14 protein-coding genes and 2 pseudogenes are annotated in these 19316 nt (G+C 50.1%); 8 read left to right on the forward strand and 8 right to left on the reverse strand.

The window, feature by feature from the left end:
• Positions 1-72: 72 nt before the first annotated feature.
• The 4 genes from L3069_RS18985 to L3069_RS19000 form a co-directional block, all read right to left on the reverse strand.
• The gene (locus L3069_RS18985; RefSeq protein ID WP_000140246.1) at positions 73-402 is read right to left on the reverse strand and encodes a hypothetical protein; all 330 of its coding nucleotides are present in this window, start codon (positions 400-402) and stop codon (positions 73-75) included.
• Positions 403-606: 204 nt separating this feature from the next.
• A complete protein-coding gene (locus L3069_RS18990; RefSeq protein ID WP_032415320.1) occupies positions 607-3378 on the reverse strand; it encodes a P-loop NTPase fold protein in 2772 nt (923 codons plus the stop codon).
• A gap of 67 nt (positions 3379-3445) precedes the next feature.
• A protein-coding gene (locus L3069_RS18995) for an IS3 family transposase (RefSeq protein WP_087855188.1) occupies positions 3446-4596 on the reverse strand; the annotation gives its coding sequence in 2 pieces (ribosomal slippage) (positions 3446-4338 and positions 4338-4596; 1152 coding nt in all).
• Positions 4597-4640: 44 nt separating this feature from the next.
• Complete coding sequence (locus L3069_RS19000; protein WP_023280967.1) at positions 4641-5129, reverse strand: P-loop NTPase fold protein; 489 nt, start codon at positions 5127-5129, stop codon at positions 4641-4643.
• 858 nt (positions 5130-5987) lie between these two features.
• On the opposite strand from L3069_RS19000, the gene L3069_RS19005 reads away from it, so the two are divergent.
• Positions 5988-6284 (forward strand): helix-turn-helix transcriptional regulator, encoded by a 297-nt coding sequence (locus L3069_RS19005; protein ID WP_017384073.1) that lies wholly within the window; start codon positions 5988-5990, stop codon positions 6282-6284.
• A gap of 423 nt (positions 6285-6707) precedes the next feature.
• Entirely contained in the window at positions 6708-7364 is a 657-nt protein-coding gene (locus L3069_RS19010; RefSeq protein ID WP_023280966.1) for a TetR/AcrR family transcriptional regulator, read from the forward strand.
• Positions 7365-7426: 62 nt separating this feature from the next.
• On the opposite strand, the gene L3069_RS19015 is transcribed toward L3069_RS19010, so the two are convergent.
• A complete protein-coding gene (locus L3069_RS19015) occupies positions 7427-8410 on the reverse strand; it encodes an MDR family oxidoreductase (protein WP_023280857.1) in 984 nt (327 codons plus the stop codon).
• Between the two features lie 400 nt (positions 8411-8810).
• Between L3069_RS19015 and L3069_RS19020 the strand changes: the two genes are divergently transcribed.
• From L3069_RS19020 to fghA, 5 genes are all read left to right on the forward strand, one after another.
• Positions 8811-9508 (forward strand): IS1 family transposase gene (locus L3069_RS19020; protein ID WP_223195083.1). Its coding sequence is split into 2 segments (ribosomal slippage): positions 8811-9060 and positions 9060-9508, totalling 699 coding nucleotides; the frame shifts between segments, so codons are not numbered across the junction.
• Between the two features lie 113 nt (positions 9509-9621).
• The gene (gene frmR / locus L3069_RS19025; RefSeq protein WP_017384071.1) at positions 9622-9897 is read left to right on the forward strand and encodes a formaldehyde-responsive transcriptional repressor FrmR; all 276 of its coding nucleotides are present in this window, start codon (positions 9622-9624) and stop codon (positions 9895-9897) included.
• Positions 9898-9931: 34 nt separating this feature from the next.
• Positions 9932-11041, forward strand: coding sequence for an S-(hydroxymethyl)glutathione dehydrogenase (gene frmA / locus L3069_RS19030; RefSeq protein ID WP_017384070.1), 1110 nt, complete (start codon positions 9932-9934; stop codon positions 11039-11041).
• Between the two features lie 43 nt (positions 11042-11084).
• Positions 11085-11483: a VOC family protein gene (locus L3069_RS19035; RefSeq protein WP_012561111.1), complete on the forward strand. Its 399-nt coding sequence runs from the start codon at positions 11085-11087 to the stop codon at positions 11481-11483.
• 64 nt (positions 11484-11547) lie between these two features.
• Positions 11548-12384, forward strand: coding sequence for an S-formylglutathione hydrolase (gene fghA, locus L3069_RS19040; protein ID WP_012561110.1), 837 nt, complete (start codon positions 11548-11550; stop codon positions 12382-12384).
• A 199-nt stretch (positions 12385-12583) separates the two neighbouring features.
• Here the strand turns inward: fghA and L3069_RS19045 are convergent.
• Positions 12584-13717, reverse strand: a pseudogene (locus L3069_RS19045) (IS3 family transposase).
• 616 nt (positions 13718-14333) lie between these two features.
• Between L3069_RS19045 and L3069_RS19050 the strand changes: the two are divergent.
• Positions 14334-16985, forward strand: a complete 2652-nt coding sequence (locus L3069_RS19050; RefSeq protein WP_012561117.1) for an excinuclease ABC subunit UvrA — start codon at positions 14334-14336, stop codon at positions 16983-16985.
• Between the two features lie 71 nt (positions 16986-17056).
• On the opposite strand, the pseudogene L3069_RS19055 reads toward L3069_RS19050, so the two are convergent.
• Together L3069_RS19055 and L3069_RS19060 are read right to left on the reverse strand one after the other, a co-directional pair.
• Positions 17057-17356, reverse strand: a pseudogene (locus tag L3069_RS19055) (transposase); the annotation flags it as partial.
• 569 nt (positions 17357-17925) lie between these two features.
• The gene (locus L3069_RS19060) at positions 17926-19059 is read right to left on the reverse strand and encodes a glutathione-independent formaldehyde dehydrogenase (RefSeq protein ID WP_022651297.1); all 1134 of its coding nucleotides are present in this window, start codon (positions 19057-19059) and stop codon (positions 17926-17928) included.
• Positions 19060-19316: the final 257 nt, after the last annotated feature.

The following is a 19316-nucleotide window of genomic DNA, read 5'->3' on the forward strand; positions in this document are numbered from 1 at the left end:
ATGAATTGAAAGATTTCATTTTTCTAAGTCTGATAAAACAGATGAAAACCCAACTGACTATACTCATAAAACTCAATCTTTGCGCTGCTGTACGATACCAGTAATTACAGGCGCCGAGTTTAACATCATGAAAAGTAGCCCAATAATGAATGACGCAACGCCAGCTGCGGTGCCTAACTTCTGACTGAACACCATTGAAACAAAGTACATATTTGGGATAAAAACGGACATAGCAATCACGAAAAGTAACTTATTCAGATAATTATTTATTCGGGTCTTAACCTCAACTCTATCATAAAAAGCCATCGAAACGTAAGCAGTTATCAGTGAATAAAAAGACCATGTCATATAGTTAACCGATTCATTAAATGCCTCTCGCAAAAGCAAAGCACTTTCTGTCATTCCCTACCTCATTAAATCAATAGAAAATAAATCTGAATAATTTATTTTTAAAAGAAAAGAACACAACATAACTTCAGTAGTTATGATTAATCCCTGAATGATTATTTCTTAGCAAGATATAACATGCTTAATGTATATCAGGCAATAAAAAAACTCCCAAAGACCACCGCTGTGGTCTTCAGGTATAGGATTTAAAGAACGAACTCAGTCCGGAAACGTATCACTATCTTCTGTAACGTCCGCTTTCTCTGGTAACATTCTGTTTTTAATATACTGTGAATTCCTGCAGATGAGAGGAAAAATCTCCGAGTTATTCATTATACAACTCGTTGCCGTACGGGCGTCCTCCGGAGACCATGATGAAAATGAAAACGTCTGACGGTCAAGCCATTGAGACAATAATACATTATCAACAGAAGCGCTAAACAGCGCCGCAATAGCCCTGCGTTCAACGGCCTTCTCAGGTTCAATAAACGACAACTCATTATGAAAACGGGTAATAATCGCAATACGGCTGTCAATACGAATATGTCTTTCAAGTAAGACATCGTGCAACTCATCAAGTACAGTCTCTCTCTGGGTATCGTCGAGGCAAGACCACAGGAAATGAATGTTCTCGGCATTTGTGACAACGTCTGGCTCTGCATCACGGAACCATGATGCAAAGATACCCACACTACCTTCCATCCGGATATGCTGCCCCTGAAGTTGCATTTGTTCAAGGATAAAGCGCATGTTCACAGGAAGAACCGTAAAACACTCAATAAGCCTTTCAGAAGAACTAAATACTCCACATGCCAGGGCGTTCAGCTTTTTCTTCAAAATATCAAACTGCTCACCTGACTGATATACGTCATGGAGAAATACTGGACCCATAGCATTCACATCAGACTCAATTATTTTCTCTGACAGTGCTTTTTGACGCTCTCGCACAAATATTAAAAGAGAGGTTGCATTTGTAGCTTCTTTGATGACGTCATACTGACCTTTAACAAAGCTCAGGACAGGTATATTCACCAGAAGACCTAAATCAACAATCCTGCCAACAGCATTTTTGATGTACGGCAGAACATTTTTATCCTTAAGTGCTATAAAGATACTCTCGGCAGTACGTAGATAACGAAGATATGCAGCCAAAGCCAGGTCAAACCGTTCCTCACCAATATGTTCACTGTACGACTCGATACCGGCATAGTTACCATGGAGCACCATGTGAGCAACAGCCTGTGCAGCAAATTCCGCAGGGAAGAGATTCCTCGTCGCCGTATTATTAAGATAATATTGATTTAAAACATTATTATTCCAGTCCGGGCTCAGAACAATTTTTCTGAAATGGATAACGTCCTCAACAACCTGACGATTTTTAAGCGTCATTATTGCAGAGCTAACCTGAGCCCCACCTGTACCATCATTCTTTCCAATTACGTTCTGTACCGCCTTCGATGCAATATTGATATGCCGGATAATTCCCGGATTAAAAAGGTCTATCTGAGGTTGCTCAGCTCCATAGCGTAACATCTCCTCCCGACCGTGATTTCCGATATCTAGTGTGCCAATTTTCAGGTTTGACAAGGTCTCTTCATTATTGACAAGGTATTCCACATAAAATACGCCATCTACAAAATTCTCCATTTTATTCAGTAGTGATTCACCGGCCAGAACAGAGTATGAATCAGCTTCCTGCAGCAACGTCTGCGTGGATTCAGCCTCCAATTTTTCTGAATCCTGAATTTCATCAAGTTTACTCACAATAAACGATATTTGCCTTTCGACGAAAGGCTCTAGGCTTATCCGCCCGTCAGCCATCAGTTTCTGCAGACTCAATACGAAACCTTCATCATTCTTTTCTCTGAGTGAAACAGCATAACTCTGATTCAGCATTTGCACTGCGACTTTGAGTTGCGGTTCGGCGAGAGCCTGACACTTCTCATCCATCCGGCTATAAGAAACCAGCCAGTCTCGCATCTGAATATGTGGTGCCACTCGCTGCCATGCTTCAGCGAAACCCCACAAGGCCGTCAGTTCTTCAAGCCGTGGGATATTTATAGCACCAATCGCGTCTTTAAGAGGCGTATCAAGCAACTCGCTCCTGGCAAGCTCCACCGTGGACTGATAGTGGATGCTCATCAGAAATTCGCTCCATCTTTCTGTATCGTTATTAAAAATTCGGGATATTTGTTGATAAGTTAGCGAGAGCATCTCGTCAAAATCATCCGGAGCAATACCGGGTTCGGTCTGACTAGCTTTGGGATCGCGAAGTAATACTTTAATATCTCGCTCCCCGTATCTGACCACCAGTAAGTAGAGAGCAATAAGAATATGGCGATGATCTTCTGTTGCAGGAACGGTAAGGTTCAGAATATGAATATCATTAACAAACTTCTTCATTAATCGCGGTGTGATACGAGGATACTCAGAGGGTTTCCAGCGCTCAAGCAACACCGTTGCTTCCCGGCACGCTATCCCTGCATCCTCATTTACTGTTTCTTTCCAGTACTGCCTTAACGCTTCCTGCCATCCTGCCGAAATAAGAGGAGGAACCTGAAAACTTACAGGAATCCGCTTTGCAATAAACTCACGCCCGCTGAAACCCGCCACAGAAAGTGAGGCTGAAACCTGTCTTGCCGAATAGGGCACCACTATCCTGAAGTGTTCATGAGTGGCTCCGGCAATAAGCTCCATATCACTCCAGAGCTCTTTCACTTTGTCTGCACTGATTCGGTCCAGATTATCAATGATAAGGATGAAGCGATCTCCATGGGAAATGACCTCTTTGGAGGTAAATCCCTGCAGAGCTTCAGCCAGCTCAATAGCTCCGACCTCCTTATTAACTAGCCAAGTCTCTTCAATCCTGTCAGTACTGTTGCGTTTGAACAAATCACCAATACTCGAATACCCTTTCTTTCTGTACCATTCCATGTTCTGCAGGCATGCCAGTCCTGCGACCATAATGGCAGGAGAAAGAAACGCGGCCACCTCAACATAAAAAAGCCACCCTAATAATGACTCCTTGTGATCCTACCCACGTAATGTGGACACGGCCCTAAGCGAGGTTCTGGTTTTCAAATTGTTCGGGACTGAGTCCGCCACAGGCACTGTGTCGGCGCCACCGATTGTAATCACACTCGATATAATTAAACACCGTCATCCGCATGATTTCCCGGCTGATAAGGCGTTCCCCGTGGATACATTCCACCTTCAGCGAGTGGAAGAAGCTTTCCGCGCAGGCATTGTCGTAACAACATCCTTTGGCACTCATGCTACCGTGCAGATTATGCCGCTTCAGTAACGCCAGATAGTCTGCCGAACAGTACTGCCCGCCTCTGTCCGTATGCACGATGACATTTTCCGGGCGCTTACGTCGCCAGAGTGCCATCTGTAGCGCATCGCAGGCCAGCTGCGCTGTCATCCGCGACGACATCGACCAGCCGATGACAGCACGGGACCACAGGTCAATGACCACCGCCAGGTACAACCAGCCTTCGTCCGTGCGCAAGTACGTGATGTCACCCGCCCACTTCTGATTCGGGCCACTCGCGTAAAAATCCTGTTTCAGCAGATTTTCAGACACCGGCAGGCCATGTTCGCGGTATCGGACCGGGCTGAACTTCCGGGCCGCTTTTGCGCGAAGCCCCTGACGCCGCAGGCTGGCGGCAATGGTTTTGACGTTGTACTCAGGCAGTTCGTCAGCGAGACGAGGCGCACCATAACGCTGTTTTGCCTCAGTGAATGCCTGACGGACAGCAGTATCACAGACGAGCCGGAACTGCTGACGTGGTGTTATCTGCTGACGACGCAGACGCCACGCATACCAGCCGCTACGGGCGACCCGCAGTACCCGGCATATGGCTTTGACGCTGAACTCAGCCCGATGTTTTTCAATAAAGACATACTTCATTTCAGGCGCTTCGCGAAGTATGTCGCGGCCTTTTGGAGAATGGCCAGCTCCTCTGCCTGTTCCGCCAGTTGGCGCTTAAGACGGGCAATTTCAACGGACATTTCCTGCTCACGTTCGGAAGAGCTGCGGGCATTGTTAATCTTACTGCGCCATGCGTAGAGCTGGGATTCGTACAGGCTGAGTTCCCGGGCAGCGGCAGCAACACCGATACGTTCCGCAAGCTTCAGGGCTTCGTTGCGGAATTCAGGCGTGTACTGTTTGCGGGGCTTCTTACTGGTTGATGCTGGTTTTGTCATGAGTCACCTCTGGTTAAGAGTTTACTCACTTAGTCGTGTGTCCACTATTCGTGGGTAAGATCATTGTTAGTAAAATATTGATTAAGGTCTGTTAGCACATAACGAAGCATCTGCACGGAAAGCAATGACAGTAAAATAAAAACGACGGTCAACCAGCTTAGCCTGCTGCTGACCCTCTTGTCGTATTCAACGATGTTACCCAGAGCCAGATTTTTATACTTATCCAACACATCCCGGGAGCCCGGACATTGTAGGCTGACCCCGTGGTGGATGACATCGATAAGCGCTTTTTTAGTTGAGCCATGATGGTAACGTTCTGCATCAAAGTTAATGAACGTAAAATCATCTTTAAGCTTTTTCTGCAGGAACTTCAATATTGTTGACTTACCTGAACCCAGCTCACCTTCCAGACCAATAATATTGACATCAGGTGTCCTGATGATCTGAGCCACATTCTCTGCAACTTTTTCATGACTGCTGCCTCTAAACATATCCTGGTCAGCGGGTGATTCCGTCTGCAATCGTAGAGTCATTCAGCAATTTCCTTCGTTATAACGTAAGATTCTTTCACTATTAGACACAGTACAGAGCCCACAGCAACCAAATGACTGCAGCCGGGGCAGTTTAGTTTTAAGCATGCATAAGCCGATTTCGATGGAATCCCTTTCACACAATAATATTGAATTGAAGCAATGAAAACATTAATGTGTTTGTTGTGACTAGCTGCAGGGGCCTGGAAGAAATTCCAAAGCCTGACAAACCGGAACAGGGCTTGCTCTGCTCCGGTTTTATCCAGTTCATCTTGAAGCCCTTGTTTTTGTTACATATCCCTGCTCACTCTTTCAGCCATTGTTAAGCTTCTTGTGTGTAATCTGCGAATAATACGGATGCAAAATTGATGCAATGGATTATACATACCTACAGCGCACGTTACGCTGAGCTGAATCGAATTTCAGAGAACGTTCTTCGCTATTACCCTGCCCAGCCAGTTGAACACATTTTATCATCCGGCCCCGAGAGTGACATGTTCTCTGCCTGGTACAGCCTTCATCAGAGTCAAACTAGACGTTATTTACAGGCAAAAGAAGACAGCTACAGAGTTTAAGTCTGACATTATTCGTGGCTGTGTCTGCCTTCGGAGTTTTCAGCTTATCCCGATAACAGCGGTTTTGAAAAATTGACGTTTTTTACACCGGTACATTGCCCGAACGCAATCTCCCCCGTAGCGAAATACCGCCCCGCAGAAAATCGTCCATGCTCGGCATGCCCCTGGAACATCAGCATCTTTTCAATAAAGGTTTTACAGCCTATAGTCTGTATAACACAAAATACACCTTACCTGCTGTATTACAGGGCGGTACTCCCTACTCAGTCTGCGAGGCAGGTCACTTATGAATAATCAGTTCCCGATAAAAACGCTGAACCAGCTCAGACCTGTGCTAATCGGGTTTCGCAAAATCAAGGGCTTCACGCAAAAAGATGTGTCTGAGAGGCTTGGCGTAACGCAGCAAACCTATGCCCGCCTGGAAGCAAACCCTGCTAGCGCCAGTATTGATCGTCTGTACAAGGTATTCAGTATTCTGGGCGTAGAAATAACGCTGTCATCTATTTCCCCTTCACCCTTCATTTCCCACACAGAGATGAGGGGGGCATTTGACAGCACTCCCGCCAGACGGGAGAAATGGTGACTATTAGAAGTTTGCTAGTTTTGTCGAATGACGCCAACTACATGTCCGCATCCATCGAGTAGTGGCTTCAAGCCACGATTGTCACTGCCTCCGCTGCCTTTTTCCAGTAACTCTCTCCTTTTAATTCTAATATTTAGGGGTGTCAACGCAAAGCAGAAACGGCACCTTCTTTGCGAGACAGAAATGACCTGTGATTGCCTGGCCGATTTATGGCAGCTAAGTGCGAGAAGCGGATATAGCGAATTCGCCATTGTACGGGATTAGCAGGTTTACTGAAGCAACCTGCGATGGCGTTATGGCAATAGTCAGTCCCCTGTCCAGTCGGCATAGGTGGCCACCTCGTCACCGCCGGGGATAAACTGATTGAAGCCTCCGCGCAAAATCACTTATTCTTTTCCGTTAATAAAATGCAGGAGCAAAGTCATGACTGGCGAAATTCGTGGGCGAGGCAGGCCACGAAAAACAGAGAGTACCTATACAGATACCCGTAATGACCTGATCCGAAGCGGGCTTGAACTGCTCACGCAGAATGGTTTTCTTTCAACGGGAGTCGATGCCATTGTCAAAAATGCCAGTGTTCCTAAAGGCTCATTTTATTACTATTTCAAGAGCAAAGAAGAGTATGCCCAGACTGTTCTGAGCGCCTATGACAGTTTCTTTGTGCATAAACTCCAAAAACATCTGTATGAATCATCCTTCACACCAATGATGCGTCTGGAAAATTTCATCGACGATGCCTGCGACGGCATTAAAAAGTACAATTTCACCCGGGGCTGTCTGGTTGGCAATATGATGCAGGAGAGTCCGGGTCTTCCACTGTCCTTTATCAAACAGCTCCACGAAATACTTGAGCGCTGGCAGGCGCTTGTGGCGTGCTGTCTGTCCGACGCGTTATCTTCGGGCGAAATCCGTTCCGATATGAATAATACGCAACTGGCGGCCATTTTCTGGAGCAGTTGGGAGGGTGCCGTAATGCGTGCCAAACTTTATTGCTCAACCCAGCCTGTGTACGACTTCTGGAGCTATTTCAAAAAGTCAGTACGCTATCAGCCCTCTAAGGACACGGCTGTTGAAAAGTAAAAAAGGGGCCGCAGCCCCTGATAATAATTATCAAACCCAGGCTGAGCCTGGCTTCCACTTCATTAGCTACACTGAATTACTGCCCGGCCACGAATTCCGCCACTCAGAAGTTTTTCGGCCACATTGATGGCATCACTCAGCGGATAAACGGTGGTCAGGCTATCCAGTCTGGACTCCGGTAAATACTGTACCGCCTGCTGCCAGATCGCCGCTCTTTTTTCCTTCGCGAACATGACACTGTCAATCCCTTTCAGCGTGACGCCACGCAGGATAAACGGAGCCACATTCCCCATTAGTTCCATCCCCTGTGCCATGCCGCAGGCTGCAACAATACTGCCATAACGCACCCCGGCGCATACATTGCAGAGCGTATGGCTACCGACTGTATCAATGGCGGCAGCCCAGCGTTCTTTCTGTAACGGTTTTCCGGGACAGGAGAGCTCGGAACGGTTAATAATCTCGTCCACACCGACCGTTTTATAGAGCCAGGCAGCCTCTTCCGGGCGTCCAGTAGACGCCGTAACGCGGTACCCCATTGATGCAAGGATCATGGCCGCAATGCTCCCGACGCCGCCGCTGGCACCGGTAACAAGTACCGGACCATCTTCAGGCTTAATACCATGATTCAGAAGTGCGTCTACGCACAGCATCGCGGTAAACCCAGCTGTTCCGATTGCCATTACGTGTTTGCCGTTAGCGCCAGCCGGGAGCGGCGTCAGCCAGTCTCCATTTACCCGTGCTTTTTCGGATAGTCCGCCCCAGTGTTTTTCCCCAACACCCCAGCCGGTCAGGAGAACCTTATCTCCGGCCTGATATTCGGGATGTGAACTGGCGGACACTGTACCGGTAAAATCAATGCCGGGCACCATGGGAAAGCGTCGGACGATTGGGCCCCGGCCCGTAATGGCCAGTGCGTCTTTGTAGTTGATGGATGAATAGTCAACATTGACCTCCACATCCCCCTGCGGTAGTTCACTTTCAGCGATTTCAGCAAGTTGCGCACTATAGCGTCCATCTGTTTTGTTGATTAATAAAGATTTAAACACGTTCACCTCGTTTGTCCGGGCGTTTACCGTTCAGTCATTAAGTCGTCAATAAATAATATTGACCGATCGTCTAATAATCAACACTACTATCCCAGTGCTTTGCCAGCATTCAAGAAACATTATTCATTTCATGCACTTAAAGCTGTCTTTTTTGACCGACATCAAACTGTATTCTGGTTTATCTGGTGCAGAGGGAAAATCAGCATCCCTGAAGATACATAGCTAATGCTTCAGAACACGGCTGATGATGCGATAAAACAACCAGGCTTTAATGAGTTAGTCTGAGCGGACCTTCGGCTCAGTAAATAGGTCCGCTCCGTGCCAAGAGCAGACGCTGGTAATTCGGGTAATGGTGCCAACTTACTGATTTAGTGTATGATGGTGTTTTTGAGGTGCTCCAGTGGCTTCTGTTTCTATCAGCTGTCCCTCCTGTTCAGCTACTGAAGGCGTGGTGCGTAACGGTAAAAGTACTGCCGGACATCAGCGCTATCTCTGCTCTCACTGCCGTAAAACATGGCAGCTACAGTTCACTTACACCGTCTCTCAGCCCGGTACACACCAGAAAATTATTGATATGGCCATGAATGGCGTCGGATGTCGCGCCAGTGCACGCATTATGGGCGTTGGCCTCAACACGATTTTACGACACTTAAAAAACTCAGGCCGCAGTCGGTAAACTCACGCATACAACCGGGCAGTGACGTCATTGTTTGCGCGGAAATGGACGAACAGTGGGGTTACGTCGGCGCTAAATCACGCCAGCGCTGGTTGTTTTACGCGTATGACAGGATACGGAGGACGGTTGTGGCGCACGTATTCGGTGAACGCACGTTGGTCACGCTGGAGCGTCTTCTGGGCCTGCTGTCGGCCTTTGAGGTCGTGGTATGGATGACGGATGGCTGGCCGCTTTATGAATCACGCCTGAAGGGAGAACTGCACGTTATCAGCAAGCGATATACGCAGCGCATTGAGCGGCATAACCTGAATCTGAGGCAGCATCTGGCAAGGCTGGGCAGGAAGTCACTGTCGTTCTCAAAATCGGTGGAGCTGCATGACAAAGTCATCGGGCATTATCTGAACATAAAACACTATCAGTAAGTTGGAGTCATTACCGGTGCTCTGATATATTTATTATACTATAGTGGGGTATGTGTTGATCTTAATGTAATACTCCCCTATAGTATAAGAAATACAGAGCAGTGAGGTAAGCAATGCCCAGTACTCCTGAAGAGAAAAAAAAGGTCCTAACCCGGGTTCGCCGTATCCGGGGTCAGATTGATGCTCTGGAAAGAGCACTTGAAAGTGGCGCTGAATGCCGTTCCGTTCTCCAGCAAATCGCCGCCGTCCGGGGCGCCGCTAACGGACTGATGGCAGAGGTGCTGGAGAGCCACATACGGGAAACCTTTGACCAGAATGACAGCTACAGTCATGAAGTCAGTAAATCAGTTGACGATACGATTGAGCTGGTTCGTGCCTATCTTAAATAGGTGAGGCCATTATTACATTGAGGATATATTACGTATGAAATCACGTGCCGCTGTTGCATTTGCACCAGGGAAGCCCCTGGAGATTGTTGAAATTGATGTTGCTCCGCCTAAAAAAGGCGAGGTGCTGATTAAAAACACCCACACAGGTGTCTGCCATACCGATGCCTTTACCCTCTCAGGGAATGACCCTGAGGGCGTTTTCCCGGTGGTTCTCGGCCACGAGGGAGCCGGTATCGTCGTTGAAGTTGGTGAAGGCGTCACCAGTGTGAAGCCGGGTGACCATGTTATTCCGCTCTACACCGCTGAATGCGGGGAGTGTGAATTCTGCCAGTCCGGTAAAACGAACCTCTGTGTATCGGTTCGCGAGACTCAGGGCAAAGGACTGATGCCTGACGGGACCACTCGCTTTTCATACAACGGTCAGCCTCTTTACCACTACATGGGATGTTCCACATTCAGTGAATACACCGTTGTGGCCGAGGTTTCTCTGGCAAAAATTAACCCGGAGGCGAACCATGAACACGTCTGCCTGTTGGGTTGTGGCGTGACTACCGGTATTGGCGCCGTCCATAACACGGCTAAAGTGCAGCCGGGCGATTCAGTTGCCATTTTTGGTCTGGGGGCAATTGGTCTGGCTGCGGTACAGGGGGCCCGTCAGGCAAAAGCGGGACGTATTATCGCTATCGATACTAATCCGACAAAATTTGACCTGGCCCGTCAGTTCGGGGCCACTGACTGCATTAACCCGAATGATTATGACAAACCGATTAAAGATGTTCTGCTGGATATCAACAAGTGGGGTATTGACCATACCTTTGAATGTATCGGTAACGTTAACGTCATGCGTGCAGCGCTGGAAAGTGCTCACCGTGGGTGGGGGCAGTCCGTTGTCATTGGTGTCGCAGGGGCCGGACAGGAGATTTCCACCCGTCCTTTCCAGCTGGTCACCGGGCGCGTATGGAAAGGTTCCGCGTTTGGCGGAGTAAAAGGCCGCACTCAGCTCCCCGGTATGGTCGAGGATGCCATGAAGGGGGATATTGACCTTGAGCCATTTGTAACCCATACGATGACACTGGATGAAATCAATGACGCCTTCGAGCTTATGCATGAAGGCAAATCTATCCGGACAGTGATTCATTACTGATCCCATCAGAATTTTAATCAACTCAAACTGAAGGAAGTGGAAAATGACAACTCCGGTAATTTCTGGTGACGGCATCTTTTCTCATGTGTTCATTGGCGCAGCCGATGTCGAGAAATCCTCCGCATTTTACGATGTCGTCCTGGGCACGCTTGGTATCAATAACCTCGGCCCGTTTGGCAACGGCTGGGTACTCTATGGCCGCGAAAAGCCGGCATTTATCATTGCCCGTCCGGGCAACGGTGAAGCACCTTCCGCTAACGGGGTGACTGTCGGCTTCGCTGCTGCCACCCCGGAAGAGGTTGATGCTTTCCATGCTGCCGGCCTTGCCGCCGGTGGAGCTGATGAAGGTCAACCTGGCCCGCGTGGTCACCTTCCCGGGGCCTATGCTGCCTACCTGCGGGATCCGGCGGGTAACAAAATCACGGCGTATACGTTTATCTGACGTCCGGATTTAAAGATACTTCCCCTGGCTTCGGTCAGGGGAAATAACCATGAGATAACGGCTGATGGAACTCATTGAGCAGCATGCCAGCTCTGGCGGCTGGCAAAACGTGTACCGGCATTATTCACAATCCCTTAATTGTGAAATGAATTTCGGTGTGTATCTTCCTCCCAAAGCAGTAACAGAAAAACTGCCGGTACTATACTGGTTGTCGGGCCTGACCTGTACTGAGCAGAATTTCATCACCAAATCAGGTATGCAGCATTATGCAGCCCGGCATAACGTCATCGTTGTTGTCCCGGATACCAGTCCCCGGGGTAATAATGTCCCGGATGCCGACAGTTACGATCTTGGCCAGGGGGCCGGTTTTTATCTGAACGCGACGGAACAGCCGTGGAATGTTCATTACAGGATGTATGACTATATTCTCAGAGAGCTTCCGGATGTCGTCATGAATCATTTTCCTGCAACGGCAAGAAAATCTATATCCGGTCATTCTATGGGAGGGCTGGGTGCTCTGGTGCTGGCTCTGCGAAATCCTGGTGAATATGTGAGCGTATCAGCATTTTCCCCGATAGTATCGCCTTCTCAGGTGCCATGGGGGCAACAGGCATTTAGCGCTTACCTGGGTGAAAACAGAAAAACGTGGGAAGCCTACGATCCAGTCAGCCTCATTTTACAGGGTGAAAAATTACCAGAAATCTTCATTGATCAGGGGCTGAGTGACGCCTTTTATGAAGAGCAACTGCGCACCAAAATCCTTGAGAGAGTATGCAATGAGATGAACCTCAATGCGTCGTTCCGATATCATACTGGATACGACCACAGCTATTATTTCATTTCCAGCTTTATTGGTGAGCACATTGCTTACCATGCCAACAGGCTCAGGCTGTCAGCATGAGTTGATTTCCAGCCTCAGAAAATGTGCTTAATTTTCAGGCCTGAACAGGGCCTGAACCCTGCAGACCTGAGATGTACTGTAACTGAATCGCCACGGATAATCTAGACACTTCCGAGCCGTTGATGGACTGACCCCGCCCCGGTAGACGATCCTGCCCTATAGTTTGGACTGACCCCACGCCTGTAGACAAATCCTGTCCTCACGACGAGGCCTGTTCGAAGGCCTCCGGACTGACGTCGCCGAGGTGGCTGTGGCGCCGGGACCGGTTATAGAAGACTTCAATGTAATCGAAGATCCGCCCGGGCCAGATCCCTGGTTTTATATATGCGTTTTCTGATCCGTTCTTTTTTCAGCGAACTGAAGAACGATTCGGCCACCGCATTATCCCAGCAGTTGCCACGCCGGCTCATGCTCGGCGCCAGGTTATTGGCCCGGTAGAAGCGCTGCCAGTCGTCACTGCCGTACTGGCTGCCCTGATCGCTATGTACGATAACCTCGCTGTCTGGTTTTCGGCGCCAGACCGCCATCATCAGCGCGTCGAGCGCCAGTTCGCGTGAGAGAGTGGGTTTCATCGACCAGCCGACCACATTACGGGCGAAGAGATCGATAACCACCGCCAGATACAGCCAGCCCTGCCAGGTGCGGATATAAGTAATATCGGTGACCCAGACCTGGGTGGCCCGGACAACGGTGAACTGCCGCTGCACGAGATTAGGAGCAACGACTGAAGGCCTGCCAGCGATACGACGTGGCGCTTTATAGCCGCGCACAGCTTTAATCCGGTCCAGTTGCATGATCCGACCCACCCGGTTTCTACCACAGGTTTCCCCGATTTCGTTCAGATCGCCATGAACCCGCCGGTAACCGTATACGCCTCCGCTCAGGGAATATGAGTCGCGGATAAGCATCAGCAGGCGCTGGTTATCTTTATCACGCGCCGAGACAGGGTTATGCAGCCACGCATAGAACCCGGCCCGGGCGACATTCAGTACCCGACACATCGTCATCACACCCCATACAGTTCGGTGCTCATTGATAAAGCGGTACTTCAGTCGGGCTCCTTTGCAAAGTACCGCGCGGCCTTTTTCAGGATATCCCGTTCTTCTTCGGTGCGTTTTAGCTGCGCCCGGAGTTTCAGGATCTCGCTTTTAGCTTCCAGTAAATCCCGGGCATGCTGCTCGCTGTTATCAGGTTTGATAGCCCGTAGCCACTTGTAGAGGCGGTGTGCAGAGACGCCCAGACGCTCAGATACTTAGGCGACGGAATAACCGCGTTCCGTTATCTGACGGACGGCTTCTTCCTTAAATTCAGGTGTAAATCGTGGTGTGCCCATACGCTCCTCCTATACTCAAACTATAGGGCAGGATCGTCTACCGGGGCGGGGTCAGTCCAGGGAGCCGTTAACGACCTGATGGCGGTTGTTCTGGAAAGCTATCTTCGGGAGGAATTCCCCGATACGGGCAAACGAAATGAGTCGCAGAAGAGGTCAATCGACGACACCATTTCGATAGTCCGCTCCTATCTCCGTTAACTCTGCCAGGCAGATGTCTGATGGGGTCTAAAACTGTAATGAAAGGAAATGACATATGAAATCACGTGCATTATTCATCTGTATTTTTTAATTGGTACCCGAAACCGCCTGAGTGTCGCCATCAGCTGGGTCTGGAACCACAGCGTCGCGTACCGGGGAGCCCGCATTATCACGGGAGCCAAATCTCCGGTCCCGGGTACGCCGCCAGCCAGTTCTCATACAGAAGGCGGATCCGCAGGGTACCGCTGAAACTTCAGCGGTGTCCCACATGGTACCACCGGGCCCAGCTTCAGCAATCTGTTTCCAGTCACACAAACGCTTTTTTCGACGGGCTTTCTGATCGAGCGGTCCGGCACACCAGATACCGTCACAAGAGGTGGCCTTATTAAGAGCGGACACACCTAGCACAGGAAATTCTATGGCAAAGAAACTTTTCGGTTATCATCCCATCCTGACTGACGACAACAATTCAGTTGTGATTCGCGGTGCTCGCGAGAACAACCTTAAAGAGGTGGATGTTTCCATTCCGCGCAACGCATTGGTTGTTTTTTCGGGTGTGTCAGGCTCGGGTAAGTCTTCACTGGCCTTTGGCACCATTTATGCTGAGGCGCAACGGCGCTACTTTGAATCGGTTGCCCCCTACGCTCGTCGCCTCATTGATCAGGTCGGGGTTCCGGATGTGGATGCCATTGACGGACTGCCGCCAGCCGTTGCGCTTCAGCAACAACGCGGTGCCAGTAACGCGCGCTCCTCTGTCGGCAGCGTGACCACCTTATCCAGTCTGGTGCGAATGATGTACTCACGGGCGGGCGCTTATCCTGCCGGACAACCGATGCTGTATGCCGAGGATTTTTCTCCCAACACGCCGCAGGGGGCATGCCCTTCTTGCCATGGTCTGGGCCATATCTATGAGGTAACTGAAACACTGATGGTGCCCGATCCCTCACTTAGTATCCGTGAAAAGGCTATTGCTTCCTGGCCCCCGGCCTGGCACGGACAGAATCTGCGGGATATTCTGGTGACGCTGGGGTATGACATCGACACTCCCTGGAAAAATCTGCCAGCGGAAGACCGTCAGTGGATCCTTTTTACCGAAGACACCCCCACTGTACCGGTTTTCCCGGGACTGAGTCCGGAAGATACGCGCGAAGCCGTCAGGAAAAAAATGACGCCGGGTTATATGGGGACCTTCACCGGGGCACGTCGTTATGTGCTACATACCTTCGCCAGCACGCAAAGCGCGTTGATGAGAAAACGAGTCTCCCGTTTTATGGAAGGCAAGCTGTGTCCGGTCTGTCACGGGAAAAGACTGAAGTCAGAATCATTGTCCGTCACCTTTGCCGGTGTGGACATTGGTGAATTTATGCAGATGCCCTTAGACCAGCTGGCGGAATTGCTCCTTCCAATCTCCCGGGGGGATTTCAGTGCCCACCACGCCGGCGCAGATGCCGACAGGGATATCACCCGTCGGGATCTGACAGAGCGTGCTGCATCCGGAAAAGCGGTCCATTCCGATAACGCCGATGTCTGCCGGACATCGGCGTTATCGGAAGAGAAACGACTGGCGGCACAACGGCTGACCGGTGGTGTCATGGCCCGGTTGTATCAGTTGCAGAAGCTGGGGCTGGGTTATCTTACGCTGGACAGAGCAACCCCAACTCTATCTGCAGGAGAGCTTCAGCGACTGCGTCTTGCCACGCAACTCAGTTCGATGCTGTTTGGTGTGGTCTATGTTCTTGATGAACCGTCTGCGGGTCTGCACCCCTCAGACAGTAAAGCGCTTTACGATGCGCTTGAGAACCTTCGTGATGCCGGCAACTCGGTGTTTGTCGTTGAACATGATCTTAACCTGATGCGACGGGCGCAATGGCTTGTTGATGTGGGACCGTCGGCTGGTGAACAGGGAGGACATGTTCTCTACAGTGGTATTCCTGAAGATCTGAAAGCCGTCACCCAATCTCGTACCGCGCGTTATTTATTTGATGAAGTCCGGCCACCACAATCTTTTGCCCGTATCCCATCCGGGTGGCTGAAACTGCAGGGGATCCATCGCCACAATCTTAAGTGGATCGATGTTGATATTCCTCTGGGTGTGCTGACAGCCGTGACGGGAGTCTCTGGCTCCGGTAAATCCAGTCTGATTGCCCAGGCCTTACCGGAACTGGTGCTTTCTTCACTTGGCGGTGAGCCAGAAGACGTGCTTTCCGAAGCCAGCGACGCTGAGGGGCCATCCGTAACGGAGAAAACGTACGGTACCCTGACCGGTGATACCGGACTGGTAAAGCGTCTGGTTCAGGTTGACCAGAAACCGATAGGCAGGACCCCCCGTTCAAACCTGGCGACATATACCGGGTTGTTTGATCCTGTTCGTAAGCTCTTTGCCGGAACGACTGACGCCAAACTCCATCATTACGATGCGGGTCAATTCTCTTTCAATGTGGCAAAAGGCCGCTGTGCAACCTGTGAAGGTGAAGGATTCGTCAGCGTGGAGCTGTTGTTTATGCCGAGCGTGTATGCACCGTGCCCGACCTGCCATGGCGCGCGGTATAACCGGGATACTCTCAGGATCTGCTGGCAGGACAAAAATATCGCGGAGGTCCTGCATATGACGGTGGATGAAGCCAGTCAGTTCTTTGCGACTGAAGAACCAGTGGCTCGTCCCCTCCGTCTGCTGAGTGAAATTGGTCTGGGCTACCTGCGTCTGGGACAACCAGCAACCGAGTTATCCGGAGGGGAGGCGCAAAGGATCAAGCTGGCAACCGAACTACAACGTAGCCAACGTGGCCACACGTTGTATATCCTAGATGAACCGACAACCGGCCTGCATGCTTCAGACGCCGACCGCCTCCTTGTGCAGCTGCAGCGGCTTGTTGATGCAGAAAATACGGTGATAATGATTGAACACGATATGCGGGCGGTTACTCAGGCAGACCAGGTTATCGACATCGGTCCTGGAGCGGGACATGAGGGAGGACGCCTGGTTGCCGCAGGAACTCCCGAACAGGTATCGCAGGTCAAAGAAAGCCGTACCGCACAGTATATTGCCAGGGAACTCTCACGGAACGGTTAAAAAGGGCTGTGTCGTCATTGCGTCAATGGCGGCACATTCCCGGCGTGTTCTGTATCAGTAATCTCCCGCAGGTATAATTTCAGCGCATCCCACTGGTTCAGCGCGTACGCGAACGCCTTCGACAGCTCCGAGTGCCGTGACAGCGTTTTCTGCTTTTCACGCAGCCAGCCCTCCAGCGCGGTCAGCAGCGGTACCGCTTTTTCCTGCCGAATGGCCAGCCGTTCCGCCGCGCTTTTGCCCCGGATGCCCGCCTCGATGCCATACAGCTCGCCGATACGGCACAGCGCTTCGGTCGTGGTGTCAGAGGGCGTCCGCACGTGCACGTCCGCCTGCAACACCCCGCTGAACCCCGCAAGATGCGACTGCGGATGTGTAACGCTGGCGTGATAGAAATTTTAAGTCAGTCATCAGGTGTCCACCTAATTAGGGGTCAGTTTGGATATCGAAAATTATTGTACGTCAAGGTTATTTTTTGACCTCTCTACTTTAGCGGGCCTCAGCCGACGAAACTTATCGGAAGCCGGTACCGGCCAGTCTGACTGAAGATGGAAGCAAAATTAATGCTGTGGGCTACCATACCTTCTTTAACAGGTGATTTGTGAACTGCAACTTCTCGGAACGGGAGTTTGCGCAAGGACCGGAAGTCCGCTTTTCGCTCATAGCGGACCGTTCCTGCGCACATGTCTGCTATGTGGTAGAGGCAGACAATACTTACAGCACAGGGCGTTAATAAATACGGAACAGATCAACCGCAGATGCCTCCTCCTGAATGTATTAATTTTGCTATCTCGTCGGCAAAATCAGGGAACAAGTCTGGATATGGAAGCGCCTGGCAGCTGAAAGTATGAATAATAACGCCCTGACAGGATATTTTATTGCACCCTGTCAAAAGTCATACATTCTTTCCCGGTTTTTGCTTTCTCATACCGGATAACTCTATTTAAGGCTTAAGGATAACCTTCGTCCATCCTTCATCCCGCTCATCGAAGTGCTTATATCCGGCAGGAGCCTCTTCAAGCGAAAGACGATGAGAAATTATTTTGCCCGGACTGGCTTTATCGTGATGGATGAGGCGAGACAGCTGACGGTTATAGGCCTTAACGTTCGCCTGGCCGGTACGGATTGCCTGTCCTTTAAACCAGAAACTCCCAAAATCAAATGGCATCTTACCCTCTCTGGCAAGCTCCGATTCAGCCCCCGGATCCTGAGGAATAAAGACGCCAACCACACCAATTCCCCCGGTTGCTTTCGTCGACGCAACAAGACTGTTCATGGTAACAGAGTTATCTTCATGGCCATGTTTGTTACAGCACTGATAGCCAACACATTCGCAGCCACAATCCGTACCGCGTCCATCCGTCAGGTCGAGAATTTTTTGTACAGCTTCATCGCCAGTAGCATTGATGCCCGTCGCCCCCATTTTTTCAGCCAGAGCCAACCGGTCTGTGTGCGTATCAACCACAAACACCTGTGAAGCACCTTTAATGATCGCCGAATGAGCTGCCATCAAACCGACCGGCCCCGCGCCATAAATGGCCACGCTTTCACCAGGCTTCAATCCGGCAAGTTCTGTTGCATGCCAGCCGGTAGGAAAAATGTCAGAGAGCATCACATAATCATCTTCTTTTTCTGCCGCATCAGGGGGAAGAACAAGGCAGTTAAAGTCGGCAAATGGCACCCGAAGAAGTTCCGCCTGACCTCCCTCCCAGGGACCCATTTCAGCAAAACCATAAGCTGCGCCTGCCGTACCCGGATTGGTAGTGAGACAAAAGCCGGTCAGACCTTTTTCACAGTTTTCGCAAAAACCACATCCCACGTTAAACGGCAGACAAACATAGTCGCCCACCTTAATACGTTCAACGCCTGAGCCAATTTCGACCACTTCACCCAGGTTTTCGTGACCCAGAATCCGTCCCTGTTCAAAGCTGGTCCGGCCCTCATACATGTGCAAGTCCGACCCACAAATGTTGGTGGTGGTGATGCGGACGAGTACATCCGTGGGGCGGACAATTTTCGCATCCGGTACGTCTTTTACTTTTACATCATAAGGACCGTTGTAAATTACTGCTTTCATGATCTTCTCCTTCTTGCGTGCGGAAAGGAAATGCTGCCCCGCGGATTGGGGTATCAATCGAGTTTAGCTGCCATAACAGATCTCGCGATCGGCGAAAGGACGATTAGGATGTTTCTTAACTAAGTGCATTGAAGTCTGTAAGACAGGTACTTACCGATGAAGGCTGCCTGGAAAACGTAAAAACATCACACGTTAATCCGGTTTTTTTAAGCAGGCAAGGGATTACGGACAGCTTTGAGCGAGAAGCGGATAAAGTA

It is taken from the genome of Enterobacter cloacae complex sp. ECL411, from assembly GCF_021869665.1.
Taxonomy (GTDB): domain Bacteria; phylum Pseudomonadota; class Gammaproteobacteria; order Enterobacterales; family Enterobacteriaceae; genus Enterobacter; species Enterobacter intestinihominis.

Excerpts from the sequence above, each read along its gene's own strand:
- L3069_RS18985 (WP_000140246.1), bottom strand. The coding sequence starts at position 402 with ATGACAGAAAGTGCTTTGCTTTTGCGAGAGGCATTTAATGAATCGGTT.
- L3069_RS19000 (WP_023280967.1), bottom strand. The coding sequence starts at position 5,129 with ATGACTCTACGATTGCAGACGGAATCACCCGCTGACCAGGATATGTTT.
- L3069_RS19005 (WP_017384073.1), top strand. The coding sequence starts at position 5,988 with ATGAATAATCAGTTCCCGATAAAAACGCTGAACCAGCTCAGACCTGTG.
- L3069_RS19010 (WP_023280966.1), top strand. The coding sequence starts at position 6,708 with ATGACTGGCGAAATTCGTGGGCGAGGCAGGCCACGAAAAACAGAGAGT.
- frmR (WP_017384071.1), top strand. The coding sequence starts at position 9,622 with ATGCCCAGTACTCCTGAAGAGAAAAAAAAGGTCCTAACCCGGGTTCGC.
- frmA (WP_017384070.1), top strand. The coding sequence starts at position 9,932 with ATGAAATCACGTGCCGCTGTTGCATTTGCACCAGGGAAGCCCCTGGAG.
- L3069_RS19035 (WP_012561111.1), top strand. The coding sequence starts at position 11,085 with ATGACAACTCCGGTAATTTCTGGTGACGGCATCTTTTCTCATGTGTTC.
- fghA (WP_012561110.1), top strand. The coding sequence starts at position 11,548 with ATGGAACTCATTGAGCAGCATGCCAGCTCTGGCGGCTGGCAAAACGTG.
- L3069_RS19050 (WP_012561117.1), top strand. The coding sequence starts at position 14,334 with ATGGCAAAGAAACTTTTCGGTTATCATCCCATCCTGACTGACGACAAC.
- L3069_RS19060 (WP_022651297.1), bottom strand. The coding sequence starts at position 19,059 with ATGAAAGCAGTAATTTACAACGGTCCTTATGATGTAAAAGTAAAAGAC.